Annotated in this window: 23 protein-coding genes; 6 read left to right on the plus strand and 17 right to left on the minus strand. The window is 62.2% G+C overall.

The genetic code is table 11. The features are described from left to right. Both BST28156_RS31920 and BST28156_RS31925 read left to right on the plus strand, forming a co-directional pair. Positions 1 to 1,798, plus strand: a 1,798-nt coding sequence (locus tag BST28156_RS31920; RefSeq protein WP_217451826.1) for a rhamnosyltransferase WsaF family glycosyltransferase, incomplete at its 5' end; no start/stop codon positions are given. A gap of 8 nt (positions 1,799 to 1,806) precedes the next feature. Further along, a complete protein-coding gene (locus tag BST28156_RS31925; RefSeq protein WP_174904332.1) occupies positions 1,807 to 2,988 on the plus strand; it encodes a glycosyltransferase in 1,182 nt (393 codons plus the stop codon). A 207-nt stretch (positions 2,989 to 3,195) separates the two neighbouring features. On the opposite strand, the gene BST28156_RS31930 is transcribed toward BST28156_RS31925, so the two are convergent. After that, positions 3,196 to 3,930 (minus strand): methyltransferase domain-containing protein, encoded by a 735-nt coding sequence (locus tag BST28156_RS31930; RefSeq protein ID WP_174904333.1) that lies wholly within the window; start codon positions 3,928 to 3,930, stop codon positions 3,196 to 3,198. A 153-nt stretch (positions 3,931 to 4,083) separates the two neighbouring features. Here BST28156_RS31930 and BST28156_RS31935 point away from each other — a divergent pair, with 153 nt between their 5' ends. Further along, positions 4,084 to 4,320: a hypothetical protein gene (locus BST28156_RS31935; protein WP_174904334.1), complete on the plus strand. Its 237-nt coding sequence runs from the start codon at positions 4,084 to 4,086 to the stop codon at positions 4,318 to 4,320. A gap of 356 nt (positions 4,321 to 4,676) precedes the next feature. Here the strand turns inward: BST28156_RS31935 and BST28156_RS31940 are convergent, their stop codons facing one another. Further along, positions 4,677 to 6,095 (minus strand): DUF2142 domain-containing protein, encoded by a 1,419-nt coding sequence (locus BST28156_RS31940; RefSeq protein ID WP_174904335.1) that lies wholly within the window; start codon positions 6,093 to 6,095, stop codon positions 4,677 to 4,679. 187 nt (positions 6,096 to 6,282) lie between these two features. Here BST28156_RS31940 and BST28156_RS31945 point away from each other — a divergent pair, with 187 nt between their 5' ends. Together BST28156_RS31945 and BST28156_RS31950 are read left to right on the plus strand one after the other, a co-directional pair. Further along, positions 6,283 to 7,233 carry a glycosyltransferase family 2 protein gene (locus BST28156_RS31945; protein WP_174904336.1) on the plus strand — a complete coding sequence of 317 codons (951 nt, stop codon included), beginning with the start codon at positions 6,283 to 6,285 and terminating at the stop codon, positions 7,231 to 7,233. Next, on the plus strand, positions 7,230 to 7,643 hold the full coding sequence (locus BST28156_RS31950; RefSeq protein ID WP_174904337.1) for a GtrA family protein: 414 nt from the start codon (positions 7,230 to 7,232) through the stop codon (positions 7,641 to 7,643). The genes BST28156_RS31945 and BST28156_RS31950 overlap by 4 nt, the downstream gene beginning before the upstream one ends. Before the next feature lie 11 nt (positions 7,644 to 7,654). Here the strand turns inward: BST28156_RS31950 and BST28156_RS31955 are convergent, their stop codons facing one another. From BST28156_RS31955 to rfbB, 9 genes are all read right to left on the minus strand, one after another. Then, positions 7,655 to 9,406, minus strand: coding sequence for a glycosyltransferase family 2 protein (locus BST28156_RS31955; protein ID WP_174904338.1), 1,752 nt, complete (start codon positions 9,404 to 9,406; stop codon positions 7,655 to 7,657). A gap of 124 nt (positions 9,407 to 9,530) precedes the next feature. After that, on the minus strand, positions 9,531 to 13,043 hold the full coding sequence (locus tag BST28156_RS31960) for a glycosyltransferase (RefSeq protein ID WP_174904339.1): 3,513 nt from the start codon (positions 13,041 to 13,043) through the stop codon (positions 9,531 to 9,533). A gap of 58 nt (positions 13,044 to 13,101) precedes the next feature. Continuing rightward, positions 13,102 to 13,854: an ABC transporter ATP-binding protein gene (locus BST28156_RS31965; protein WP_059481859.1), complete on the minus strand. Its 753-nt coding sequence runs from the start codon at positions 13,852 to 13,854 to the stop codon at positions 13,102 to 13,104. A 9-nt stretch (positions 13,855 to 13,863) separates the two neighbouring features. Then, positions 13,864 to 14,646 (minus strand): ABC transporter permease, encoded by a 783-nt coding sequence (locus tag BST28156_RS31970; RefSeq protein WP_174904340.1) that lies wholly within the window; start codon positions 14,644 to 14,646, stop codon positions 13,864 to 13,866. Between the two features lie 61 nt (positions 14,647 to 14,707). Further along, on the minus strand, positions 14,708 to 15,607 hold the full coding sequence (locus BST28156_RS31975; protein ID WP_174904341.1) for a glycosyltransferase family 2 protein: 900 nt from the start codon (positions 15,605 to 15,607) through the stop codon (positions 14,708 to 14,710). After that, positions 15,608 to 16,507: a dTDP-4-dehydrorhamnose reductase gene (gene rfbD, locus BST28156_RS31980; protein WP_174904342.1), complete on the minus strand. Its 900-nt coding sequence runs from the start codon at positions 16,505 to 16,507 to the stop codon at positions 15,608 to 15,610. Further along, complete coding sequence (rfbC, locus tag BST28156_RS31985) at positions 16,500 to 17,051, minus strand: dTDP-4-dehydrorhamnose 3,5-epimerase (protein WP_174904343.1); 552 nt, start codon at positions 17,049 to 17,051, stop codon at positions 16,500 to 16,502. The genes rfbD and rfbC overlap by 8 nt, the downstream gene beginning before the upstream one ends. Further along, positions 17,036 to 17,929: a glucose-1-phosphate thymidylyltransferase RfbA gene (gene rfbA, locus BST28156_RS31990; protein WP_174904344.1), complete on the minus strand. Its 894-nt coding sequence runs from the start codon at positions 17,927 to 17,929 to the stop codon at positions 17,036 to 17,038. The genes rfbC and rfbA overlap by 16 nt, the downstream gene beginning before the upstream one ends. A gap of 11 nt (positions 17,930 to 17,940) precedes the next feature. Then, complete coding sequence (gene rfbB, locus BST28156_RS31995; protein ID WP_174904345.1) at positions 17,941 to 19,002, minus strand: dTDP-glucose 4,6-dehydratase; 1,062 nt, start codon at positions 19,000 to 19,002, stop codon at positions 17,941 to 17,943. A 338-nt stretch (positions 19,003 to 19,340) separates the two neighbouring features. On the opposite strand from rfbB, the gene BST28156_RS32000 reads away from it, so the two are divergent. Beyond that, positions 19,341 to 20,180: a symmetrical bis(5'-nucleosyl)-tetraphosphatase gene (locus BST28156_RS32000; protein WP_174904346.1), complete on the plus strand. Its 840-nt coding sequence runs from the start codon at positions 19,341 to 19,343 to the stop codon at positions 20,178 to 20,180. A 44-nt stretch (positions 20,181 to 20,224) separates the two neighbouring features. Here the strand turns inward: BST28156_RS32000 and BST28156_RS32005 are convergent, their stop codons facing one another. The 6 genes from BST28156_RS32005 to BST28156_RS32030 form a co-directional block, all read right to left on the minus strand. After that, positions 20,225 to 21,082, minus strand: coding sequence for a lysophospholipid acyltransferase family protein (locus tag BST28156_RS32005; protein WP_174904347.1), 858 nt, complete (start codon positions 21,080 to 21,082; stop codon positions 20,225 to 20,227). A gap of 19 nt (positions 21,083 to 21,101) precedes the next feature. After that, positions 21,102 to 22,388: a dihydroorotase gene (locus BST28156_RS32010; RefSeq protein WP_174904348.1), complete on the minus strand. Its 1,287-nt coding sequence runs from the start codon at positions 22,386 to 22,388 to the stop codon at positions 21,102 to 21,104. Between the two features lie 59 nt (positions 22,389 to 22,447). Further along, entirely contained in the window at positions 22,448 to 23,479 is a 1,032-nt protein-coding gene (locus BST28156_RS32015) for an aspartate carbamoyltransferase catalytic subunit (RefSeq protein ID WP_006400966.1), read from the minus strand. Between the two features lie 73 nt (positions 23,480 to 23,552). Beyond that, positions 23,553 to 24,065, minus strand: coding sequence for a bifunctional pyr operon transcriptional regulator/uracil phosphoribosyltransferase PyrR (gene pyrR, locus BST28156_RS32020; RefSeq protein ID WP_174904349.1), 513 nt, complete (start codon positions 24,063 to 24,065; stop codon positions 23,553 to 23,555). Further along, complete coding sequence (ruvX, locus tag BST28156_RS32025) at positions 24,052 to 24,501, minus strand: Holliday junction resolvase RuvX (protein WP_174904350.1); 450 nt, start codon at positions 24,499 to 24,501, stop codon at positions 24,052 to 24,054. The genes pyrR and ruvX overlap by 14 nt, the downstream gene beginning before the upstream one ends. After that, complete coding sequence (locus tag BST28156_RS32030) at positions 24,498 to 25,076, minus strand: YqgE/AlgH family protein (RefSeq protein WP_009687444.1); 579 nt, start codon at positions 25,074 to 25,076, stop codon at positions 24,498 to 24,500. Before BST28156_RS32030 ends, ruvX begins: the two co-directional genes overlap by 4 nt. Between the last annotated feature and the right edge of the window lie 284 nt (positions 25,077 to 25,360).

The following is a 25,360-nucleotide window of genomic DNA, read 5'->3' on the forward strand; positions in this document are numbered from 1 at the left end:
AGGCGTTCATGAAAATCGCCGCTTGCATCATCTGCTGGCGACAGCTGCAAAACTCATTGTGTTAGAGCTTCTTAAAGCAGCACTCGAGTTTTCCGAGCATGAGCGCGATGCAGAGCGAGCGGCGCGAGCAATGATCGAACACAGTACGTTCTGGCGTGCGACGCGCCCCGTACGCGAATTTTTTGTGCATCATCCACGCGTCCGACGTACCGTCAGGGCGAGCGCACGGCTGGTGGTATCGACCCTGCGCGGCAATCTTCCCCGGATGCTCGCCACGCGACGGGCCAAGCTGCGCGAGGCCGCGATCATCGCAAACTCCGAATTGTTCGATGCGAACTGGTACGTCACGCAGTATGAGGATGTCCGTCATTCCGGCCTGTCCGCTGCCGTTCACTACGCGATCGTTGGCGCCTCCGACCATCGCAATCCGAGCGGTCGATTCGATGCAAAGTGGTACGTGGCACAGTATCCGGAGGTTACATCGACCCAGATGAATCCGCTGGTTCACTACGAACTGCAGGGAAAAGCGGCAGGACTCAAGATCCAGTCGGTTTCGGTCCTGCCGCTCATTTCCACGGCCGCCGATCCCCTCGACATCACGGCCTCGCCCTCCCTTGCACCGGGCGCTATCTTCGCGGATGAACTGATCGCCGATCATTTCAACAACACGCGCCCGCTGCGCGTCTACCCGGTCCCGGGCGAACCGCGCCGCATCACCATGGTGACCGACAGCATCAGTCCCGGAAGCCTGTTCGGCGGCGTGGGGACTGCGATCGTCTTTGCTACGTCGCTTGCCAAGAGACTTGGCGTCAAGCTTCGCCTAGTCACCCGTACCGAGGTCGCGGATCCGACCGCGTTTGGAACCATCCTGAAACTCAATGAAATAAGTTGGGGTGACAATATCGAGTTCATCTTTTCCCCACCGAAGGACGGCTACGCCGTCCCGGTCGGCGATGACGAGATCTTTGTCACCACGTCGTGGTGGACCACTCGCTCGGTCCGACAGGTTTGCGCGCCATCACAGATCGTCTATCTTCTGCAGGAAGATGAACGTATGTTCTATCCGTTCGGCGACGAGCGTCTGCGTTGCACGGAAACCATCAGCGACCCCGATATCACTGTCGTGGTCAACAGCGAGATACTGTTCAACCACCTCACTTCCGGTCCGGATGCCCTCGCAAATGTAGCGGCCAATGGCACCTGGTTCGAACCCTCGTTCCCCTTTCTGGCCGACGTCGTGGATCGACGCCACTCCGCGCCCGGTGAAAAGAGACGCTTCTTTTTCTATGCCCGTCCGAACAATCTGCGAAACCTGTATTGGCGCGGGCTGGAGGTGATCGTCACGAGCCTGAAGGACGGCACGCTCGACCCGCTGGAATGGGAGTTTCATTTTGTCGGCAAAGACATGCCGGACGCGGTCCTGCCGCACAACATCCGCCCGTACTTCCATCGCAATCTTCCGTGGCAGAACTACGTAGAGCTGATTTCCAGCATGGATATTGGCCTGTCGCTGATGGACACGCCCCATCCCAGTTACCCCCCGCTGGATCTTGCCGCTACCGGAGCAATCGTGGTGACAAATCAACACGGTTGCAAGACCGACCTGGAGAAGTATTCAAAAAACATTATTTGCACAAGCACAGACATCGAATCCCTGCAAGAAGGCATAAAAAAGGCCTTGGAGCTGTCGCAGACCCCGGAGCAAAGATCAGCCAACCTCAGAACAAACTCCATATCGAAAAACTGGTCGCAATCTTTCGACCAGGCTTTTTCTGCAATTGCCAGCAGAACGAACTAGGAACATCGATGTTTGAATCAGTCCCCACCGAGCAGATCGAATATAGCGATCCGTGGTCGCTCTCCTTTGAGAAACGTCTGTCGATGCTGCGCACCGGGGAAACTCGGATTGCGTATTTCTATGACAGACCTGACAACAGCACTTTTCGATACCGTGCGTTCAACATGGTCGAGGCCATCAATAACGAAAATGCACATGAGGTATCCGCGTCGTGGTTCCATGTCGGCGATCTTCCGCAGATGGAATCCGTGATCGCCGTCAGTGACGTTCTGATATTTTGCCGAAGCAAATACACTCCTGCACACGCGCACGTCGTGAGTATGGCTCACCGGCGCGGCATACGCATCGGTTTCGATATCGATGATCTGGTATTCGATACGCAATATGCCCACCTGGTCCTGGATACACTGGATCAGGACACGAGCAACGAACTCGCATTGAATGACTTCTTTGCCTTCATGGCACGCCATGGCACGCTGTTAAAACTGTGCGACTTTGCAACTACCACCAATCAATTCCTGGCCAAAAAGATAGAGGAATTCGCCCCTCATCTGTCGGCGAGAATCGTTCCAAATTTCCTGAATCGGCGGCAACAGGAAGTCTCCGAATCCTTCTTTCATCGAAAAAACACCACTGGATTCAAAAGTACCACGCCCTTTCACATTGGATATTTCAGCGGAACACCGACTCACCGCCGGGACTTCGCCGTGGTTTCGCAAACACTCGCGAGACTGCTCGACCGTTACAGCGAATTGCGATTGATCATCGTCGGCTTTCTCGAGCCTGGCCCATATCTGGAACGTCATGCAGACCGCATCGATCGCCATCCATTGCAGGATTTCGTCAATCTTCAACGCCTGATCGCGTCGACGGAGATCAACATCGCGCCGCTGATCGACAACACATTCACGAATTGCAAATCAGAGTTAAAATATTTCGAGGCAGCAATTACAGGGACTTTGACCGTCGCCACTCCAACCTATACGTTTAACGAAGCAATTCGGGATGGCCAGAATGGCTACCTATCGAAGTCTCACGAGTGGGAAGAAAAACTGGAGACTGCAATCGCACGGCTTAGAAGCCCGGATAGTTATTCGGACATCGCGCTCCGGGCGTTCAACGAATGCAAATCGCTTTATGGATGGGATCGCCAGGCCGACAAGATACGCGCCGCCACGCTGCACGTCTGAACTAAAGCCGACTGCAGTTCCCAATCCTCCAGTGTCATGACCGTGACCTCATCGGTTATCGAGCAGGCAATCCGGTCCGGCGAAGGTCACTCACCCAACGGCTGAGTCGGGCCCCTGGCACCCGGGCGATCCCCACCTTTGAAGATAACAGGCGCAACATCGATCGCCTCGACCGCCAGTCGGCGGCCGAGGCCCGGTGCACAATCGCTACCGTTCCGATCTGTCGTTCTTGCTTGATTCAAGCGTCCGCTTGAGTTCGTCCAGTTCTTGCGTCAGTCTCTCCACCTCTTGCATCAGACGATACTTCTCGTTGATATCCTGCGGCATGTTGTCCGGATTCAGGATGTCCGACCGACCGTAACATATCCCGTTGGTAAATTTCTCGAGATGATCGAGCATTCGGGCCGGATGGTCCGCCGCACATTCAATGTTCTTTATAAAGACCGCCAGATAGTCATTCCAGTAGTCCTCTTTCTGCGGGGTGGTGAACGACTCCAACACGCCGGCGTTCGTTCCCGTTCGCTTCGCCCAGGTTACCAATGCATTGGCCGAATCCGGATAAAAACGCCAGCAATCCACCGGATAGCGATGGAACGGACCGTTGGATGGCACATTCAGGAAGAACAAGCCTGCCGGCTTCAGCGTTCTCATCACTTCATTGAATACAAGCCAAAACATCTCCGAATGCTCGAAACAAGACGAACTCACGACCAGATCGACGGACGATGTTTCGAATGGCAACACATACGGGTCACTCAGAATAACGTCGACATCCTGCCCTTCGACAAAATCAACGCCGATATATTCGACGTTTGATGGCGCCACCTCTCGGAGCGATCCGTTGACATTCTGCGAGCCAATTTCCACTAGCTTGACCGGCCCGAGTCGTGATACATAGGTGTCGAAGAAAATCTTGCCGTTCTCCATTGCGGATGGATGCATCCTGGACTTCCTCCATATGAGTGTCGGGCGCAAAATGCTGCCCGACGATAAATCATAGCTGGCTTTCCGACCCTGAGATCCGGATCAAGCTACATTCGGCAGTCACTGCGACGATCCAGGGAACTGACGGAATTCCGTATCGGAAAATTTGAAATGTCCGCGATCCTGAATGGATTCGCGAAAGAGGATAAAACTCGAATTTTGATCGACGCAGGATTGGCCCTCACTCGCGTCGTATACGAAACCGCAATATCAGCAACGACGGATGACAAGCTCGCGAATCCTCCTTCGACTTCACGCGGCTTGGGACAGGTTCCCCATGCAGCGACGCTCACGCACGTGAAATCCTCCGACACTCCCGCCATAAAAAAAGATCCGCTGCAGATATAGCGATCAAGCGTTCCCATCGTAGCAGATGGTGCGCGGCCGCTCGCGCAGTTTCCGGGCCGATAGCCCGACGTCACGTACGAGTTTCCGGAATCGCCCCCGCCATGGACACCTATCCACTCGGAACACGATTCATCGTGCATGGCCGTCGCAACGGGGTGGCATGCCGCAGTCGGATACCCGTGGACACCGGCGATGCCCAGACGGGTAAACAGGCCATACGAATAGCGAGAACACTCGTCGATTAGCGTAACGCATTCGGCGTCCGCGGGATATTTCGACAATGTAATAAATGGTACGCATGACCTGCTCTGCCGAGCGATCCAAACGAGGAGCAGACTGGCCCTCGGTTCGTACCATTACGGGGTCACGTAGTACTGCACGAGCAGCGCGTGACCGATCTGAACGTACGAATAGATCGGAAAAGCGATCAGGCTGAAGGAAAATGCCGCGCATATACCCGTTGCTGCAACACGGCGGCCCGCTGCACTCCCCCCGGCCGCGCCCGCCAGTGCCATAACGAACAACGGCGCAAGCGGCACGAAATACCGTCCCTGGACACCTTCGACAACCGGAGCACGCAGCGGGGTCCATGTCAAATACAGGGAACCGAAGATCATGCCACCGCACGCGAGCACCGACAGCAGCAGCAGCGATCGATCCGATGCCGACCGAATCGCGACGCCGGGAGTGATGGCAGCACCGGCCGCCGCAAGACCGAGCATCCACGCAGCAGCGACATAGTAGCCGCGCCCGAGATGTACGTTGAGCCAACCGAGAATACCCACGAAACTCTGACAGTAGAAGCTGAGGTGTTCGCGCATTGTGGCGCCGGCGATATGCACGATTTCCGCCGGATTGCCGATCAGATAGGCAAGTTGTCCGCCGACCGAACGCGGCGGCGGTACGGGCGCCCACGCGGCCGATCCGAATACCCATGAGGCCGCCATCGCGATGATGCCGATCGCGATACATGCGGCGAGGCGACGAAACAGCCCGAATCCGTGATCGTCAAAGCGAAGCCCGGGACGGAACAGCAGCAGCAGTAGCCCCGCATACGGCGGTCGGGCAGATATCGATAGCACAAGCACTGCACCGATGAGGACCAACGCCCGCGTATCGACCCGGCGCAACGATTCCGCCAGACGCTCGAGATAGGCAATCAGCAGAAAGATCGCGGGAAACACGAGCGTCTCCTGACTGACGGACGCAAAGATCATCGACGTCATCGGCAACAGCGCAATCACAAAAATGGGAAACGCCGTGGCACGTCCCATCCGGATCGCCCAGAACGTCAATCCGGTACTTGCGATCAGGCCAAACAGACAGGCCAGCATGTAGGTCCGCTGGACGGTGAGTCGAACCCATCGTCCGAGCCCGATTGCCACCGCCTGCGGCAAATACGCGTATGGCGGGTAGATCGCGGTATTGGGAAATTCGGCAGGCCGCGCCACGCCGCTCCATCGAATCGAAGCGGCCTGTTCGAGTAGCCGCCCGTCAACTTTCGTACCCGGATGGAAAATGATCGGATTGAACAGGTTTGCGAATTCAATCGCACCGCTGTCGATCGCGCCGCCGGATGTTCCTGGATAGCGCTCGCCCATCCAGTGCCCCGCCGAAACCTGGATGGCGCGATAAAAATGATTGACGGCATCCGGCGTCTGGAACGGCGGGGTGATCACGATCAATAACAGCCCCGTGAACATCGCATAGCACACGTAAATCCATGCGAGCATGGTCGGCGTCACTCGCCGATTCATTCCTTCCGTCGTGCTCATGAAGCTCCAATCGTGAAATCATTCAATATCGGTTAGCCACACACCCGTCCCCCATATCATAATGGTGACGCGTTGCTCGGTCGACTGCCTGTCGCCCGGCGGCGCATGCCCGTTGCCAGGGTGCCGTTCGAAAACACTACAATGCCTGTTTCGATTTCCTTGCAGCCTTCTTCCGGAACACTGCAGCATGTCGACTTCATCCCACACGCCTCGCATTGCCGTCGTCATTCCTTGCCGTAACGAAGCGGCGGCCATCACCTCGGTCGTTCGCGACTTCTCGGCCAGTTTGCCGGGCGCATCCATTTTTGTATTCGACAACAATTCGACCGATGACACCGCCACGATCGCCCGGGCAGCCGGCGCGGAGGTCATTGCCGTCCCGCTGCAAGGCAAGGGGAATGTTGTCAGACGAATGTTCGCCGATGTCGAGGCAGACATCTACGTGATGGTTGACGGTGACGCGACCTACGACGCATCGGTCGCCCCTGTCCTGATCAAGCAACTGATCGACGACGGGCTCGACATGGTCGTCGGCGCACGGGTAAGCAGCGAGCAGAGCGCCTATCGCCGGGGCCACCGGTTCGGCAACGTATTGCTGACGCAGTGTGTCGCGTCGATCTTTGGCAAGACCTTCAAGGACATGCTGTCCGGTTACCGCGTGTTCTCGCGTCGCTACGCCAAATCGTTTCCCGCCCATTCGTCGGGATTCGAGATCGAGACCGAACTGACCGTCCACGCACTGAGTATGCGCATGCCGGTCGCCGAAATCGAAACGCGCTACGGCTCCCGCCCCGACGGGTCCACTAGCAAGCTGAACACTTATCGAGACGGCTTCCGGATCCTGATGACGATCCTGAAGCTGTTCAAGTCAGAAAAACCCTTCGCCTTCTTCTTCGCGGCCTTCGCCGCCTGCACGATACTTGCGGTCGCCCTGAGCATCCCGGTATTCGAAACCTTCATCGAAACAGGGCTTGTTCCAAGAATACCGACCGTCATTCTCTGCTGCGGCCTGACGCTGTTTGGGGGTGTCCTGCTGACCTGCGGCATCGTACTCGATACCGTTACACGCGGCAGAAACGAAATGAAGAGACTGTCTTACCTGGCCATTCCCCGGCCTTCCCGTCCGCCGCTACCATGACCGGAATTCACAGGCAAGCCGCATCGTTCGCAGTGGCCGGCGCGATCGGATTCGTGGTCGATGCCGGCGTTCTCTATTTGATGCTGCGCATCGGCACCGGACCATACTTCGGACGCGTGATCTCGTTTCTTTGCGCAGCCTTCACGACGTGGCAGATCAACCGCCGGGTAACCTTCTCGCGTTCACGTGGGCGCTCGGCATGGCGTGAATGGTTCGAATATCTGCTCGCAATGGCGGTGGGCGGCATCTGCAACTATGCCGTCTACGTGCTGACCATTCGGCTTCTACATGCAGGAACCTTTGCGCCGCTCATCGCGGTCGCGGCAGGCTCGCTAGCCGGAATGGTCATCAACTTCGCCAGCGCCAAGCTATGGGTGTTCCGGCATGCAACCTCGAAGCGTCCCGACTGACCGGGCTTGCATCACGAAAACGCAGTGACACGCGGCGGATACGCATAGTCGAACTCCGCCGCGCTATCCGTCAGGCTCAGATTGGGGCTATAGCGCGATTCGCGCACCGCCGCCGCCTCTTCGACGACCACATCGTCGACGAATTGTCGCTGCCCACGCGACATGTCGCAAAACGCAACCCGAGGCACGATCAGGTTTCGCATTCCGCCCGCCATCATCCGCATCGACAGGTCAACGTTCCATGCGCGCTCCGGATCAAACCGCAATCCGCCAGCGACACGCACTCGATCGACCTTCGCCACGACACACACGGCAGGAATCGACGAAACGACACGGGTCAGCACCTGCCAGCCGAAATAGCCGAAGTCCCCAACGCCATCTCCGGGCAGCGCCGGAACGGCACGGGCCGGCGCTGCCATCACCTGTCCGGCAGCCCGCAAGCTGCCGGCCGCATCGAACAATACCGGCCCTGCCAGTCCAACACCCGGCTGCATCGCGTGGCCGACCAGCCTGCGCAGCCAGTCCGGTTCGATCGGCATCGCTCGCGCATCGATGACGCAGACCATATCGTGCCCGTCCAGCATCCGCTCCATGTCGGAATCATCACGCGCGCCGGCAACGGAAACCGTTCGCGCCAGTTCGTGGGGCAGCGACAACGCAGCGTTTCGTTTCACCAGCGTCACATGAAGGTTCGTATATGCGGTCTTCGATAGCAGATCCGACAGATATGTAACCATATCCGCGTCCCGATTGTCGCCAGACAGGACCACGACATGTACGCGCGGCAATGGATCCGGCAGCGCATGGTCGATGCGAATGAACGGTAAATCGCGGGACGGCGGCACGATCGTCGCGTCGACGCCGGTCGCGGCAAGATGCTCTGCCACCGCCCGGACGTATGCGTCGACCGCGTAGGGCTTTTCCGCGATGCTGACCGCGGTGCTCCCCTCGATCGTCCGCCAGTGGTACAGCACATGCGGAATGTGCACGATCTGCGAAGGAGCAACGATCCGGGCGCAGCGCAACACGAGGTCGTGATCCTGGCTGCCCTCCAGCCCACGGCGAAATCCTCCGACCTCGCGAACGATATTCGTGTCGAACACGCCGAGGTGCGAAAAGAAATTCTGCTGAAGAATCAGTTCGGGATCCCAGTCGGCCTTGAAATAAGGCGTACTACGCCGCCCTGCTTCCGAAATCTTGTCCTCATCGCTGTAGAACAGCTTCGCTTCGGGATACGCATTGATATAGCGCGCCACTACGGCAAGCGCGTGACACGGCAATACGTCATCGTGATCGAGCAACGCAATGAATTCGCCCGTCGCCAGATCCAGCGCGCTGTTACTTGCCTCGCAAATATGGCCGTTGCGTTCCCGGTATGCAACGCGGATGCGCGTATCGCGTGCGGCGTAACGCTGCAGAATGTCGCGGACATGCGGCTCCGGAGATGCATCGTCCGCAAGGCAAAGCTCCCAGTGAGGGTAGATTTGCGCAAGCACCGACTCGATCATCTCGGCAAGCAGCGAAGCCGGCGTGTTGTACACCGGCACCACGATCGATATCAGCGGAGACCTCGGCAGCCGCCGTGTCTTCGCTTCGAGCGTCGCGCGCTCATCGGCTCCGCAGGTGTCGTAGCTGGCGATCCACTGCTGATATCGCGCATCCCGTCGCAAGACGCGCACGACCTTGCGCACCGCGCCCGCGAGCCCCTGCCGGCGCACGGCCGCCGTGACCATGGTCACACGTCTGCCGATCGACAAGCGCACGGATGCAATCCGCGCAAGCCCTGCTTTTCCCGCACCGCGCCTGCTCACAAGGCCTCCGGATTTCGCATGCGACGCCCGACACGCGACCGCTCCCGACCGGCGTAGCGACGACACTCCGTCGCGATCATCGTGCCGGCGCCTCCGGGGTGGACCGGTGCCGCGAAACGGCACGTTCAATCAGTTGACCGAGTTCACTCGCCTGGTCGTCGAATTGCCGGATCCGGCCCGCGTACGGATTCCGATATCCGTCGAGACGCGAAGGATCTGCCAGCAGACGGCCAATGGCCTTTTCGAGTGCCGGCCCCGTGTCATCGAGCGGGATCACATCACCATTCTCACCTGGAACGATGTCCTCGCTCAAACCGCCCGCATCCGTTGCGATTACCCAGACATTGCGTATCAGCGCCTCCCGCACGGACAGTCCGAAGCTCTCCATACACTGTGTCGGACAGAGCAATACGTCGATTTCGTCGAAGAACGCGTCGATGCTTTCCTGCGTGTATGCCGGCACAATCTCCAGTTGACCGGGAATCGACCAGTCGATCGGATCGATCGAACGACGGCCGAGATTCAACACATTGTCGACGACCCGCAGTCGGTAATTCGTGTAAGGCAACTTCTTGAATGCCGCCTTGATCAGATGCGATCCCTTGATCGGCGTCTCGCCGCCGACATATCCGAACCTCACCATCCGCTCGCCGGATGCGCGCGGGAGCACACGCGACGCGGGCGCCATGATCCCGTTCTTGTTGAGGGCGATCCGCGCTGGATCGAAGCCGTTCTCGATAAACAACTCCCTGAAATACTCGCTCGGCACGAGCAGCAACGCCGCTCCCTCAAGGACGTCGCGCAACCGCATTTGGCGATACCCATTCAGCGCTGGATTGTCGACGCAGGTCGCGCAGACATTGATGTCGATCTTGCGCTGGTTGCAGAACTGATTTTCGCCCGTGATCATGAACTGCCGACCGCAGATCCACCATGCATCGTGCAACGTCACGACATACGGGATGTCCTCGTCCTGGCACACCTCGGCGATCTGGGCCCCGATGCCCTGAATGCTGTGCAGATGAACGACATCGGGCCGTACCGCACGCACGGCTTCCCTGAACGGTGCCAACGAATGCGGATTCTCGAATCCGAACGAGGGGTCGCTCTCACCTGGCAGACCCATCGCGAAGACGCCGGCCGCCGTCGCGTCGTAGCGCTTCAGCTTGTAGGCCGGCACGTCACTCGTGGGCAGCGACGAAAACATGAAATACTCGAGTACGCCGCTGCGGTTCAGACGCCGCGCCATCTCCTCCGCCACCACCGTCGCACCACCGAAGCGCCGCGGCTCGAAATAGATATTGACGCCGAGCACGCGCAGCTTGCGCTGTGGCGCGCGATAACTGGCGAGCACCGGCATCACTTGGTGTTGCGCGATCGGTTCGGGCGAGTAATCGTCGTGTACGTGCTTGAATGCACGCTCGGCCATCCGCTCGCGCGCCGCCCGATCGTCCACCAATGCGAGCAATGCGCGCTCCCAAGCGGCAGAATCTGCAGCGAGGAAGCCCGTGTCGCCGTCCACGATCGCCGTGCGGAACGCTGCGCTGGGAGAGCAGACTGACGGCAGCTTGATACTCGCGGCTTCGAGATACTTGATGTTCGATTTGGCGTCGTTGAACACATTGTCTTCAAGCGGCGCGATGCTGATATCGGACTCCGCGAGTCGTTTCAGGTACGTTACGTAGTTCGACAACGGCAACCGTTCGACCTGGTCCAGGACGTCGTTGAAATCGTCCGGCAAGTTGAGCTCGCCGAGAATACGGAGGCGAACGTTCGGCCTGGCCGCCAGCACGCGCTTGATCGCAGCAGCAGCCTCGCGGAAATCGGCGTCGTGCGTCTTGGTCCCGGAACCGTACGCGATCCGCACAAGCCCGTCGTTCTTTTTCGGTGTGTTCGCGATAGCGGTCGCGACGCGGATCGTCTCTTCGTCGAGCGCATTTTCGATCACGTACACCTTGGGCACGCCGGCTTCCCGCATTGCCTCCGCAAGACCCGACGTCGACGCGATACCGTAGTCGCACGCAAGCATCGCTGCGCGATAGAGCGGCACCCCCGCCAGCACACCCTTCCGGGTCTCGGCGTCGACCTTGTCGAGGTTCGAGTTATGCAGATACTTCTCTGCGTCAAAAATCAGGTCGTCGACTTCCCAGAACGTCGTTAGCCCAAGCGCCTTCGCCTCGGCGATCAGTTCGAGCGGCCCCGGAAAACCCGGGACGCGGTAGAAAATCGCGATCGAATGCGTCTGCAACAAACTCCTCGCATTGTCGATATCCCCCCAACTGACGACCGAGCAATCAAAACCCAGCGCCTCGATCATCCGCTGCTTCTGCGTCACGCGATACTTGAGACATTGCGGAATACTCATCTCTGCGATGAGCAGCACCCGCAACGCCAGGTTGCCTTGCGCAGGCCGAGCGGCAGGCAAATCGAACAACGGTGTCGAATGCATGCCAGGTACGGCGCCCAGCAGCGCGCGCAGGCCATGCTCCTTTCGTGCACCGGCGATTTTCTGCAGCGTCGCCGCGACCCCGCGGGTCCGGACGGACGAACCTACGATTGCCGACAGGTTTTTCACCTTCGACACCACTCGGCGCGGTCCGCGCATGGACCCGACGGCAGCCCGCACTGGCCCGGTGATGCGCCACGACGTCGAGCTGCGCAACGCGCTGACCTCCGCCCGGGCCTGCCGCAACTGCTCGTTCGCGAGATACGCGGTACGCGCTTCCGATTTCAGTCGACGTGTCAGCACCTCGAGCCGCATACGCTGCTTGTCTACCGTCGCCTGCAGTACGCGGATCGCATCGGCACCGCCTGCCGCCCTACCTTGATCTGCGTCGACGCGTACCATGTCCGCACGTTCACTGCGGCCGAGTCGCTGCACAACCGCATCGCCCAGGTGCGCGTAGAGGCCGGCAATATACTCGGCACGATCTCCAGACTCGAGCAATGGACGCAAGCGGGCAGGATAGCGCTCGCCGACGGCGACCAGGCCGAGCCCCGAACCGTGCGGAAATTCGAACGACGGATAGCGAGTTCGCACCGCCGCCCAGAGATCGCGCACGCCGTTGCCAGCGTCAAGCCGCGTGCCGTGGAGCAGCACGATTCCATCCGCCGCGAGTTTGGGCAGCCATGCGTCGAAAACCCGACGGACGTCACCGTCGTCGTTTGCAGGATCGATATGAAGCAGTCCGACCGTACCATCGGCGACGCTTGCGCAGGCGTCATTCAATGTCGAGGACGCAAGCGTCGAAAACGTGGTGTAGTGGCGCGCGTGATGCGCGTGCAGATCCTGAGGCCCGGACGCCATCGCCGCCGGCACAGCGCCGTCACGCAGCTCGCAAAACGCACTGCAGCGAGCGGACAAACCGAGATCGCGAACCGCCTGGCACCATACCGAATAGCCGAAGCCGTCGCGCATCCCCCACTCGACGATGACTGCCGGCCGTACCGCATCGATCAACCAGAAACCGAACGGCGCATGCACTCGCCATGCCGATGCCGTCGTGAGCTCCGGCCACCAGAGCGAAACCGGCGAAACGGGCAGATCACTGCCCTCGTCCGCATCGAGTCGAGTATTTCCCAGATTCATTGCATCCATCTCAAGCAGAACGTGGTGCGCGGCAACTCCGTTGCACCCACCACGACAATCAGACGCCGACTTGCGCTTCGTATGCCGACACGACTTCTTCGACCGCACCGAAGGCCCGCACCCGACCACGCTCCATCCACAGTGCCTTATTGCAGACGCGGCGAATTTCGTGGTTCGAATGCATCGCCAGTACGACGATTTCCGCTCGGCTATGCAGATCCGCAAGCCGTTGCTCGGCTTTCTGCATGAAGGCCGCATCGCCAACGCCCATCACTTCGTCGAGCAGCAGAATCTCCGCATCGACTGCCGTCGAGACGGCAAACGCGAGGCGCACACGCATGCCGCTCGAGTACGTCCGGATCGGCAGGTCCAGATAGTCGCCAAGCTCGCAGAATTCGGCGATTTCCCGCTGCTTTTCACGAATCTCCGCATCGCTCATGCCCAGCAGCAGGCCGCGCAGCCGGATGTTTTGGAGCCCCGTAGAGTTCTCGTCCATCCCGAGGCTGATGTCGAGCAGCGGAACCACCTTGCCACTGCGTGTCACCGTGCCAGCGGTCGGAGGATAAATGCCGGCCATCGTTCTCAGTAGCGTCGACTTGCCGGCCCCGTTGTGGCCGATCAGGCCGATCCGGTCACCACTCTCGAGGCGTAAATCGATATTATCGAGCGCACGCACGACGATCACGCCGTCGTTGTCTTCCGCGATCGTGTTGCGGCGCCCCATGCGCAGCACCTGACGTTTAAGCGAGCGTCCCTGCACATCGTAGATGGGCAGATCCAGCGTCGCTCCTTTTAATTCGATAAAAGCCATTTGGCGACCTCACACCCAATACGGAATACGTTTCAGAAACCGGCCCGTCAGCGTCAGCGCAATCGGCCATCCGATCAGCGCCATTCCAGTCGTCACGCCCCACGTCAGCGGCGGGGAAATCTGGCCGATCAGCGGATCGCGCACGATATCCAGAAGGTAGGCCAGCGGATTCCATTCCACGATGAACGAATACCGGTTCAGGGATGACGGGCGGTAGATGATCGGCGTCACATAGAAAGCGACCTGGATCAACGCGCCGATGATCTGCGGCAAGTCGCGGAAACGCGCGGACAGGAGACCCGCAATCATCGCAATCCAGATGGCGTTCAACATGTAGACGATCAGCCCGGGGATTACGAACGGTAGCGCCTCCCAGTTCTTCACGCCGAAGATGACCAGCAGCAGCAGTACGATCACAAAGTTATGGGCGAGCACGATCAGGTTGCGCCACGCGACCTGCAGGATGTAGATCAGCTTCGGCGTAGCGGCCTGTCGGATGTAGGTGCCGCTGTTGATATACGCGACACTGCCCTCCAGGACCGTTTGCGAAAACACGCCCCACATCACGAGGCTACTCGCCAGAAACGGCAGGTAGTCGCTCATCTTCTGGCCGAACAGCGTGCCATACACGACGCCGATCGAACCGATGACCACCCCCATGCTGATTGTCAGCCAGAACGGCCCGACGCGTGACCGCGCATAACGCTGACGGACCTCCAGCCAGCCCAACAACGTCCAGAGCCGCCAGGACACGACGCTCTGCCTGAGATCACCGAATGCGAGATTAAACATGCGAGATTTTTGTACCTGTCAGAATGGGTTGGAATTAGATGGGGCGTTCCGTACGGAACGGTTATCGGGCGCCTGTCCGACCGATTGCGCCATGCCAGAGCCCGAGCAGGGACATCCGTAGATGATCGAGCCGCGGCGTCATGAAGATGCCGTAGATCGCGAGCCTGAACGGCAGCTTCACGAATTCGGTCGACTTCCACGTCAACGGCACATACCGGCGCTTGAACAGCGCAATCGCGTTACGAAACATGTAATAGTGACGCAATGCGCTGTGTCCCGGGTACTTTCGTCCGAACACACGGACGGGTTCGCCACCCAATTCGTGGGAAAGCCGGAAGGTGGGAATGCCCAGCACCGCGTACCCTTTTGCTCGCGCCCTGATGCACCATTCCAGGTCGACGAAGTCGATGAACAGACCTTCGTCCATCGGGCCGATTTCCCGCCACGCTCCCAGATTCAGGCACGAACCGGAACTGATCAGGAAATCCACGTCCACGGGACGGGTTCCCGTCGGTGACACCCGCTTGAGCTTGAAATAGCCGAATCGCACAAATGGCACGACACCTCCCAGGCGGCGATCATCGTATGCCGGGCCCGCCAGGGCGACGCGCATACCACTGGACAGCTCCCGCGCGAGCACCACCGGCAAGCCGCGCAGGAGCTCGCTGTCGGGTTCACTATCCTGGTCGAACAGCATCGCGAATTCACATCCCAGTTCGATCAGGCGTTCAACCCCCTGGTTGAAGGCCTCCCCCACGCCTCGATTCTCACCGTTCGCGATATAGATCGCGCTCGGGTCGAGCCCTAGTGACGCAGCAGACACTGCGCGCTCGGTGTTGTCGACCACCACGCATGGCCCGAATTCGCATAGACGATTCGCGCGGACCACACAGTCCGTATCCGGTCGATAGAAAACGACAACATAGCCGGTCGTTCCGCGCGGTGCGGAAGCGTTAGTCATTCAGGCATCCAGGCAAAGCTTGAGCGCATCGTCCCATGCCGGCATGCGCAATCCGAACGTCTGCGCGAGCTTTTCTCCCGACATCCGGGAATTCGCGGGACGTTTAGCCGGTACCGGGTATTCGCTCGCCGGAATCGGCAACGTGCGCGGCGCCTTGTCGCCCAGCGACAAACGGAAAATCTCGTTCGCGAATCCATGCCAGGACGTTTCACCGCCCGCGGCAAAGTGATAGACACCGGAACGCTCTTGCCACCATTCCGGCGAACCGGCCGCCAGCCCCTGCGCAATAATGTGTGCGGTCACCGTCGCGATCGAGTTCGACCACGTCGGCGCCCCGATCTGGTCCGCGACGATTTTCAGTTCCGGCCGCTCGCTGCCGAGCTTCAGCATCGTGAGCAGGAAGTTCTTGCCACGCCGACCGTAAACCCAGCTCGTCCGCAAGATCAGATGCGCACACCCGGTCGCCGCAATCGCCTGCTCGCCCTCGAGCTTGGTCAGCCCGTACACGTTCTGCGGATTGGTCGCATCCGTTTCGACATAGGCACCGTCTTTGGTGCCGTCGAACACGTAGTCGGTCGAGTAGTGGATCAGCACTGCGCCGCTGCGCGCCGCTTCCTCCGCGAAAACGCGCGGCACGTCGGCATTCAGGCGCCGGGCGCCTTCGACATCCGTCTCCGCCTTGTCGACGGCCGTATAGGCAGCCGGATTCACGATAATCGACGGCTTCAGTTCTCGCACGACACTGCGTACCCGCTCGAGATCGGACAGGTCGAGCATCGAACGGTCGCACGCCACCACACGCCCCAGGCCTTGCAGCGAACGCAGCAGTTCGAATCCGACCTGCCCGTTCACGCCGGTCACGAGAATCGTCGGCTCCGCTTTCACACTCACCTCACGCATAGACTTCGGCTTCGCTCAAACGCTTGCCGGCAGCATCCTTCGCCGCCAGCAACGGTTCGAAATCGATCGGCCATTCGATGCCGATCTCCGGGTCGTTCCACACGATGCTGCGCTCGTGCTCCGGGAACCAGTAATCGGTCGTCTTGTAGAGGAACTGCGCCGCCTCCGACAGCACCACGAAACCATGCGCGAACCCGGGCGGCACCCACAGCTGGCGATGGTTGTCCGCCGACAGCGTTACGCCGACCCACTTGCCGAAGTTCGGCGAGTGCTTGCGGATATCGACCGCAACGTCGAACACCTCGCCCTCGACCACGCGCACGAGCTTGCCCTGCGCATGCTGGATCTGATAGTGCAGCCCGCGCAGCACGCCCTTCGCCGAGCGCGAATGGTTGTCCTGCACGAACTCCACGCCCGGCTCGACGTGCTCGGCGAATTCACGCCCGTTGAAGCTCTCGTAGAAATAGCCGCGCGCATCGCCGAACACCTTCGGCTCGATGATCTTGACTTCGGGCAGCGCCGTGGCAGTTACCGTGATGGCCATGCAACCTGATCCGTAAGAATGTTGAGCAAATATTGACCGTAGCCGTTCTTCGACAACGGCTGCGCCAGCTTCTGCACCTGTTCCGCATCGATCCACTGACGGCGGTACGCGATTTCCTCCGGGCACGCGACCACCAGCCCTTGCCGCTTCTGCAGTGTCGCGATGAAGCTCGCCGCCTCGATCAGCGAATCGTGCGTGCCGGTGTCGAGCCACGCATAACCACGCCCCATGATCTCGACGTTCAGTGCGCCGTCCGCCAGATAGCGCGAATTGACGTCGGTGATCTCCAGCTCGCCGCGCGGCGACGGCTTGATCTCCGCCGCGATGTCGCACACGCGGTTGTCGTAGAAGTACAGACCCGTGACCGCATAATGCGAACGCGGCTTGGCCGGCTTCTCCTCGATCGACAGCGCCCGGAAGTCCCGGTCGAATTCGACCACGCCGTAGCGCTCGGGATCGTGCACGTGATACGCGAACACCGTCGCGCCCTCGCGCTGCGCGTTCGCATGCTCGAGCTGTTTCGCGAGGTCGTGGCCGTAGAAGATGTTGTCGCCGAGAATCAGCGCCGACGGATCGTTGCCGACGAATTCCCTGCCGATGATGAACGCCTGCGCGAGCCCGTCCGGCGACGGTTGCACCGCGTACTGGATGTTCATCCCCCACTGGCTGCCGTCGCCGAGCATCGACTCGAAGCGCGGCGTGTCCTGCGGCGTCGAGATGATCAGCACGTCGCGAATGCCCGCGACCATCAGCGTCGACAGCGGATAGTAGATCATCGGCTTGTCGTACACCGGCAGCAACTGCTTCGACACCGCGTGCGTGATCGGGTACAGCCGGGTGCCGGAACCGCCGGCCAGGATGATGCCTTTGCGTGCCATGTCTGCCGCCCTTACGCGCGCTGCGCGTAGTTGGTTTCGACCCATTTGCGGTATTCACCCGACGCGACTTCGTCGGCCCACGCCTGGTTGGCGAGATACCATGCGACCGTCTTCGCCAGCCCCGTCTCGAACGTCTCCGCCGGCTTCCAGCCGAGCTCGCGCTCGAGCTTGCGCGCATCGATCGCGTAGCGGCGGTCGTGGCCGGGGCGGTCCGTCACGTAGGTGATCTGGTCGCGATACGAGCCGGCCGCCTTCGGGCGCTGCGCATCGAGCAGGTCGCACAGCGTGTGCACGACCTCGAGGTTCTTCTTCTCGTTCCAGCCGCCGACGTTGTACGTCTCGCCGGGCACGCCGCGCGCGAGCACTTCGCGAATCGCACTGCAGTGGTCGCCGACGTATAACCAGTCGCGTACGTTCTGGCCGTCGCCGTAGACGGGCAGCGGCTTGCCGGCGAGTGCGTTGGCAATCATCAGCGGAATGAGTTTCTCCGGGAACTGGTACGGACCGTAGTTGTTCGAGCAGTTCGTGGTGAGCGTCGGCAGGCCGTACGTATGATGGTACGCGCGCACGAGGTGATCGGAGCCGGCCTTGGTGGCCGAGTACGGGCTGTTTGGCGCGTACGGCGTCGTTTCGGAGAACTGCGGATCGGTTGCCGACAGCGAGCCGAACACCTCGTCGGTCGACACGTGCAGGAAACGGAATGCGGCCTTGTCGGCGTCGGGCAGCGCGTTCCAGTACTGGCGGGTGGCTTCGAGCAGCGTGAAGGTGCCGACGACATTGGTCTGCACGAAATCGGCCGGGCCGTGAATCGAGCGGTCGACGTGGCTTTCGGCGGCGAAGTGCAGGACCGCACGCGGCTTGTGCTCGGCGAACAGCGCGTCGAGTGCCGCGCGGTCGCAGATGTCCACGCGGGCGAACACGTGCTTCGGATTGCCGTTCAGCGACTGCAGCGTGCGCAGATTGCCCGCATAGGTGAGCTTGTCGACATTGAGCACGGCTTCGCCGGATTCACGCAGCCAGTCAAGTACAAAGTTGGCACCGATAAAACCCGCGCCGCCGGTAACCAGGATCATGAGGCTCCCTCTAGTAATGTACGGCAAACACGATCAAGTGCCGGCCGCATCAGATTCGCAAGCAAATGACTGTGATCGCCAGTCAGACCGGGAATTTTAACCGGCCCCCGTGGTCGTCAAAGTCATGAAATGCTAATTTTGTTCGGGAAAACGACAATTATAGGGAGCGGGCCGGTGCAAAAGCCATGCCGCTAACAACTTGATACAGCGCTCCGCACCCAAACGGGATCTGGAAGCTCCTTCTTCATGAAGGGAAATTTGCGGAACATCGCCCTATTCACCGACAAAGACTGAAAGTAATTTTCCACACATCGCGAACTTGCAACACCCAACCTCTCATGACCCACACCCCCATCGCCATCGGCGACATCCAAGGCTGTCATTTCGCTTTCCAGTCGCTATTCAATAAACTTTCAGCGCCTTCCGATACGCCTCTATGGATCGCCGGCGACATCGTCAACCGCGGTCCCGCGTCGCTCGCCTCGCTGCGCGCGCTCGTCGACCTCGGCTCACGCGCGACCGTCGTCCTCGGCAATCACGATCTGCACCTGCTCGCCGTTTCGGCCGGCATCCGCACCGAGCGTCCCGGCGACACGATCGGCGAAATCCTCGACGCACCCGACGCGGACGCGTTGCTCGACTGGGTTCGCCACCGCCCGTTCGCGCATTTCGAGCACGGCATGCTGCTGGTCCACGCAGGCGTGCTCCCCCAATGGGATGCCACGCTCGCGCTGGAACTCGCCGACGAACTGCAGCGCGCCCTGCGCGCGCCCGACTGGCGCGAGACGCTGCAAAAGCTGTACGGCAACGAACCGAACCAATGGAATCCGAACCTGAAAAAACGCGATCGCATGCGCGTCGCGTTCAATGCATTCACGCGCCTGCGTTTCTGCACGCCCGACGGCGTCATGGACTTCAAGGCAAACGGCGGCCCCGACAGCGCGCCGCCCGGCCATCTGCCGTGGTTCGACGTGCCGGGCCGCCGCACCGAGGACGTGACCGTCGTCTTCGGTCACTGGGCCGCGCTTGGCCTGATGCTGCGCGACAACGTCGTCGCGCTCGATTCGGGATGCGTGTGGGGAAATCAGCTGTCGGCCGTGCGCCTGAGCGCCGATCCGGCGCAGCGCACGGTCACGCAGGTGCAGTGCGAAGCGTGCCGCACGCCCGGCGCAGAATGATCGAAAGGCCCGCGTAGCAAACGCGCGAGCCAAGGGCGAACACCTCAGCCCTCGCGCCCCGGCACCGGCTCGTCGGCTGCGGCGTCGCCCGCCGCACCGGCGCCGACCTCCGTCGCCGGATACGCATGCTTCTCGAGCTCCGCCAGCGATTCGGCCGACGGCTTGCCGACCTTCGCCTGCATCGCTTCGAGCGCGGCCGCGATCGCGTCGCGCGCGGCCGCCGACGTCGCGCGCCGGTCGCCGCCCGGCGGAATCGGATCGCACACGTACAGATGCGCGACGAGCGGCCCGCCGCGCAGCACCATGTCGAGCGACATGCCGAGCGACAGCTCGCCCGTATAGGCCGGCGCGACCGACTGCCGCCCTTGCGCATCCTCGTACATCAGGCAGATCGGCTGCACCGCACAGCCGGCCGATACCGCGGCCTGGAACAGGTTCGCATGGAACGGCAGCAGCCCCTGTCCGTCGGACGTCGTACCTTCCGGAAACACGCACATCACGCCGCCGCTGCGCAGCCGGTCGGCCATCTCGTGCATGACCCGCATCGCCTCGGTGCGCTTCTCGCGCTGCAGGAACACGGTGTCGAGCTTCTCGGCCAGCCAGCCGACCACCGGCCACTGCCGCACCTCGGCCTTCGACACGAACGGCGTCGGCCGCCACGCGTTGACGGTGTAGATGTCGAGCCACGACACGTGGTTGCCGACGACGAGCGCGCCCGCGTCGAGACGCGCGCCGTCGTTGTGGACGACGAGGCGCATCCCGCAGATGCGCAGCAGCTTGAGCGACCAGCGGCGCGTGAGCTCGAGGCGCCGCGCGGGCGTGACATGCGAAAAGCGCAGCGCGACGACCGCCATCCCGCGCAGCAGATGAAAGACGAGGCGCAGCTTGCGAACGGCTGTCATGGCGCAGCTCCGGCGGGGTTCAGTGACGCTCGAACGCGATCTGCCCGGCGACGAGCGTCGCACGCACGCAGGCGGGCAGTTCGTAGCCGAGGAACGGCGAGTTGTGACCCTGGCTCTTCAGCGCGCGCGGCTCGACGCGCCAGTGCGCGCGCGGATCGAACACGCACAGGTCGGCCGCGCCGCCTTCGGCCAGACGGCCGGCCGGCAGATTCAGCACGTCGGCAGGCGCCGACGTGATGCGGCGCAGCGCCTGCGCGAGCGGCGTGCGCGTCTCGTCGGCCCACTTCACCGTCAGCGACAGCAGCAGTTCGAGTCCGGTCGCGCCGGGCGTCGCTTCGCCGAACGGCAGCAGTTTCTCGTCGTCGTCGACCGGCGTGTGATCGGAGCAGATCGCATCGATCGTGCCGTCGGCGAGCGCCGCGCGGATCGCTTCGCGGTCGCGCTCGCTGCGCAGCGGCGGATCGAGTCGGAACTGCGAATCGAAATAGCCGATGTCGACGTCGATCAGATGCAGGTGATTCACGCCGACGTCGCAGGTCACGGGCAGCCCTTCGGCCTTCGCGGCGCGCACCAGCGCAAGGCCGGCCGCCGACGACAGCCGCGCGAGGTGCACGCGCGCGCCCGTCACGCGCATCAGCTCGAAAATGGTATGCAGCGCGATCGTCTCGGCCGCCACCGGCACGCCGGACAGCCCGAGCCGCGACGCGACCGGGCCGCTGGCCGCCACGCCGCCCTTGCCGATGAACGCGTCAAGCGGGCGCAGCCACGTGGTGAAACCGTAGGTGCTCGCATACTGCAGCGCGCGCAGCAGCACCTGCGTGTCGCGCACCGGCACGTTCGCATGCGTGAAGCCGACGCAGCCCGACTCGGTCAGCGCGACCATCTCGGTGATCACCTCGCCCTTGAGGCCGACCGTCAGCGCGCCAAGCGGATGGACGTTCGCCTGGTGCAGGTTGCGCGCGCGGAACTTGAGCATCTCGACGAGGCCCGGCTCGTCGAGCACCGGGTCGGTATCCGGCGGGCATACGAGCGTCGTCACGCCGCCGGCGACCGCCGCGGCCATCTCGGACGCAAGCGTCGCCTTGTGCTCGTAGCCGGGCTCGCGCAGCCGCGCGCACAGGTCGACGAGGCCGGGCGCGACGATCAGGCCCGATGCGTCGATCGTCTTGTCGGCCGTGAAGCCAGCCGGCGCGCGGCCGGCTTCGGCGATCGCGTCGATCTTGCCGCCCGAGATGAATACGTCGGCCTGCCGCTCGCTGCCGGCGACCGGATCGATCAGCGTGCCGCCTTTGATATGAATCTTCATGCGCTGTCTGTGAATGCGTTGAATGCGTTGAATGCCTGGATAAGGAGGCGCGAAGCGGCTCAGTCGTTGTTGCCGGCGACGATGCCCATCACCGCCATCCGCACCGCGATGCCGAACGTGACCTGGTTGAGGATCACCGACTGCGGGCCGTCGGCGACCTGCGAGTCGATCTCGACGCCGCGGTTCATCGGCCCCGGGTGCATCACGATCGCATCGGGCGCGGCGAGCGCGAGGCGCTCGGGCGTCAGGCCCCAGGTCTTGAAATACTCCTGCGCGGACGGCAGCAGCGCGCCGCTCATCCGCTCGTTCTGCAGACGCAGCATGATGATCACGTCGACGCCCTTCAGCCCTTCGTCGAGGTTGTGGAACACCTTCACGCCCATCTGCTCGAGCCCGCCCGGCAGCAGCGTGCGCGGGCCGATCGCGCGCACTTCCGGCACGCCGAGCGTGGTCAGCGCGTGGATGTCCGAGCGCGCGACGCGCGAGTGCAGGATGTCGCCGACGATCGCCACGCGCAGCTTCGTGAAGTCGCGCTTGTAGTGGCGGATCGTGTACATGTCGAGCAGGCCCTGCGTCGGGTGCGCATGACGGCCGTCGCCGGCGTTGATCACGTGCACGTGCGGCGCGCAGTGCTCGGCGATCAGGTACGGCGCGCCGCTCGACGCGTGGCGCACGACGAACAGGTCCGCATGCATCGCGGACAGGTTGTTGATCGTGTCGAGCAGCGATTCGCCCTTGCTCGTCGACGACGCGTTGATGTTCAGGTTCAGCACGTCCGCCGACAGGCGCGTCGCGGCGATCTCGAAGGTCGTGCGCGTGCGCGTCGAGTTCTCGAAGAACAGGTTGAACACGGACTTGCCGCGCAGCAGCGGCACCTTCTTCACTTCGCGGTCCGTCACGCTGACGAACTGCTCGGCCGTATCGAGGATGTGATTGACGATCGAGCGCGGCAGGCCCTCGATCGACAGCAGGTGCTTGAGCTCGCCGTTTTTCGTGAGCTGCGGGTTGCCCTTCAGGAAACCGTAGCGGAATCGCTCGGGGCTCGCGGCCGCAGCGGGATTGCCGGTGCGGCCAGTGGTGTCGGTGGTCATGGTGTGCGTGATTCCAACTATGCAAACGGGCCGCGGCGCAAGCCGGCGGCCCGGGATACGGTTTCGCGTTCGCTCAGGCGCCGTGCGCCTCGACGTTCAGCGTGAACTGCGCATCGTCGCGCGCGAGCACGAGCGTCGCGCCGGCCGGCACGTCGAGCGTGCCGCCCGCGAAGCGCGCGGCGACCGGCAGCTCGCGGCCGCCGCGATCGGCGAGCACCGCGAGCTCGACCGCGGCCGGCCGGCCGTAGTCGAACAGTTCGTTGAGCGCGGCGCGCACGGTGCGGCCCGTGTACAGCACGTCGTCGACGAGCACGATGCGCGCGCCGTCGACGTCGAACGGCAGCGACGTCGGGCTCGCCTGGCTGTGCAGCCCCTTCTTCGCGTAGTCGTCGCGATGCAGCGCGACGTTCACGACACCGCAGCCCGGCGCGCCGAGATCGCGCGCGAGGCGCTCGGCGAGCCATGCGCCGCCGCTGTAAATGCCGGCGAGCCGCGGGCCGCCCGGTTCCGCGAAAGCGGTGCCGTACGCGGCGCGGATCTGGTCGAGCAGCGCGCGGTAAAGCGCCTCGGCGTCAATGGTGCTCATGGTCGGACAATTGATCGAGATACTGTTGAAGGATGACGCGCGCGGCCTCCGCGTCGAGCATGTCGGCGCGCGCGCGACCGCGCACGTTGCGCTCGCGCAGCCCGGCCTCGGCCTCGACCGACGAATAGCGCTCGTCGACCCAGCTCACCGGCAGCCCGAAGCGGCCGTTCAGCTGGTTGCCGAAGCGCTTCGCCTGCTGCGTCATGTCGTGCGGCGTGCCGTCCGGATGCATCGGCAGCCCGACGACGAGCGCGTCCGGCCGCCATTCGGCCAGCAGCTCGCCAATCGCCTTGAAGCGGTGTTCGCGGTTCAGGTTGGGAATCACGACGAGCGCGCGGGCCGAGCGCGTCAGCGCATTGCCGATCGCGACGCCGATGCGCTTCTCGCCGTAGTCGAACGCCAGGAGCGTCGCATCGCGCGCGCTCGTGCCGCTCATGCGTGCCCTGCTTCGCCGGACAGCATCGACGAGCTGACGCCGAGCAAGCCGAGCGCGGCTTCGAAGCGCTCCTCGGCCGGGGTGTCGAACACGATGCGCGGATCGGCGGCGACCGTCAGCCAGCCGTTGCGGGAAATTTCTTCCTCGAGCTGGCCGGCGCCCCAGCCCGCATGGCCGAGCGTCAGCAGGAAGCGTTTCGGGCCGGAGCCCGTCGCGACCGCCTCGAGCACGTCCTTCGACGTCGTCATCTCGAGCCCGCCTTCGACCGACATCGACGAGTTGTAGCTCGCGCCCTCCACCGGCTCGTGCAGCACGAAGCCGCGCTCGGTCTGGACCGGGCCGCCGAAGTACACCGGAATGTGCAGCAGCGGCTCGATCTCGAGCTTCAGGTCGATGCGGTTGAACAGCGATTCGAGGTCGATGTCGGTGGGACGGTTGATGACGAGGCCGAGCGCACCGCGCTCGCTGTGATCGCAAAGGTAGACCACCGTTCCCGAGAACGTCGGATCGGCCATGTTCGGCATGGCGATCAGGAACTGGTTGGTGAGATTGATGCGATCGGAAGGCTTTGACATGGTTTGAATTTTAGCAAAGACGCCGCGGCCTGACCGGGCCGCGATCAACAAGCAACGCCGCGCGGCGCTGGCAACGACGCGCGCGGATCACACGGCACTCTAACACGCGCGCGGGCGCTGTCGGCAGCGTGTTGCGGCCGTGTCCGGCGGCTCGCCGCGCGATGCCCGCGCTCATCCGGGCGGGGCCCGGCCCAGTGCCGCGCCGAGCGCGCCGGACACCGCGGTCAGGTCCGGCGGCGCGACGCCGGCCGCGATCTTCAGCAGCGCCGCGCGCAGCATGTCGG

Source organism: Burkholderia pseudomultivorans (assembly GCF_902499075.1).
Lineage (GTDB): Bacteria > Pseudomonadota > Gammaproteobacteria > Burkholderiales > Burkholderiaceae > Burkholderia > Burkholderia pseudomultivorans.

Excerpts from the sequence above, each read along its gene's own strand:
- BST28156_RS31925 (WP_174904332.1), top strand. The coding sequence starts at position 1,807 with ATGTTTGAATCAGTCCCCACCGAGCAGATCGAATATAGCGATCCGTGG.
- BST28156_RS31930 (WP_174904333.1), bottom strand. The coding sequence starts at position 3,930 with ATGCATCCATCCGCAATGGAGAACGGCAAGATTTTCTTCGACACCTAT.
- BST28156_RS31935 (WP_174904334.1), top strand. The coding sequence starts at position 4,084 with ATGTCCGCGATCCTGAATGGATTCGCGAAAGAGGATAAAACTCGAATT.
- BST28156_RS31940 (WP_174904335.1), bottom strand. The coding sequence starts at position 6,095 with ATGAGCACGACGGAAGGAATGAATCGGCGAGTGACGCCGACCATGCTC.
- BST28156_RS31945 (WP_174904336.1), top strand. The coding sequence starts at position 6,283 with ATGTCGACTTCATCCCACACGCCTCGCATTGCCGTCGTCATTCCTTGC.
- BST28156_RS31950 (WP_174904337.1), top strand. The coding sequence starts at position 7,230 with ATGACCGGAATTCACAGGCAAGCCGCATCGTTCGCAGTGGCCGGCGCG.
- BST28156_RS31960 (WP_174904339.1), bottom strand. The coding sequence starts at position 13,043 with ATGAATCTGGGAAATACTCGACTCGATGCGGACGAGGGCAGTGATCTG.
- BST28156_RS31965 (WP_059481859.1), bottom strand. The coding sequence starts at position 13,854 with ATGGCTTTTATCGAATTAAAAGGAGCGACGCTGGATCTGCCCATCTAC.
- BST28156_RS31970 (WP_174904340.1), bottom strand. The coding sequence starts at position 14,646 with ATGTTTAATCTCGCATTCGGTGATCTCAGGCAGAGCGTCGTGTCCTGG.
- BST28156_RS31975 (WP_174904341.1), bottom strand. The coding sequence starts at position 15,607 with ATGACTAACGCTTCCGCACCGCGCGGAACGACCGGCTATGTTGTCGTT.
- rfbD (WP_174904342.1), bottom strand. The coding sequence starts at position 16,507 with ATGCGTGAGGTGAGTGTGAAAGCGGAGCCGACGATTCTCGTGACCGGC.
- rfbC (WP_174904343.1), bottom strand. The coding sequence starts at position 17,051 with ATGGCCATCACGGTAACTGCCACGGCGCTGCCCGAAGTCAAGATCATC.
- rfbA (WP_174904344.1), bottom strand. The coding sequence starts at position 17,929 with ATGGCACGCAAAGGCATCATCCTGGCCGGCGGTTCCGGCACCCGGCTG.
- rfbB (WP_174904345.1), bottom strand. The coding sequence starts at position 19,002 with ATGATCCTGGTTACCGGCGGCGCGGGTTTTATCGGTGCCAACTTTGTA.
- BST28156_RS32000 (WP_174904346.1), top strand. The coding sequence starts at position 19,341 with ATGACCCACACCCCCATCGCCATCGGCGACATCCAAGGCTGTCATTTC.
- BST28156_RS32005 (WP_174904347.1), bottom strand. The coding sequence starts at position 21,082 with ATGACAGCCGTTCGCAAGCTGCGCCTCGTCTTTCATCTGCTGCGCGGG.
- BST28156_RS32010 (WP_174904348.1), bottom strand. The coding sequence starts at position 22,388 with ATGAAGATTCATATCAAAGGCGGCACGCTGATCGATCCGGTCGCCGGC.
- BST28156_RS32015 (WP_006400966.1), bottom strand. The coding sequence starts at position 23,479 with ATGACCACCGACACCACTGGCCGCACCGGCAATCCCGCTGCGGCCGCG.
- pyrR (WP_174904349.1), bottom strand. The coding sequence starts at position 24,065 with ATGAGCACCATTGACGCCGAGGCGCTTTACCGCGCGCTGCTCGACCAG.
- ruvX (WP_174904350.1), bottom strand. The coding sequence starts at position 24,501 with ATGAGCGGCACGAGCGCGCGCGATGCGACGCTCCTGGCGTTCGACTAC.
- BST28156_RS32030 (WP_009687444.1), bottom strand. The coding sequence starts at position 25,076 with ATGTCAAAGCCTTCCGATCGCATCAATCTCACCAACCAGTTCCTGATC.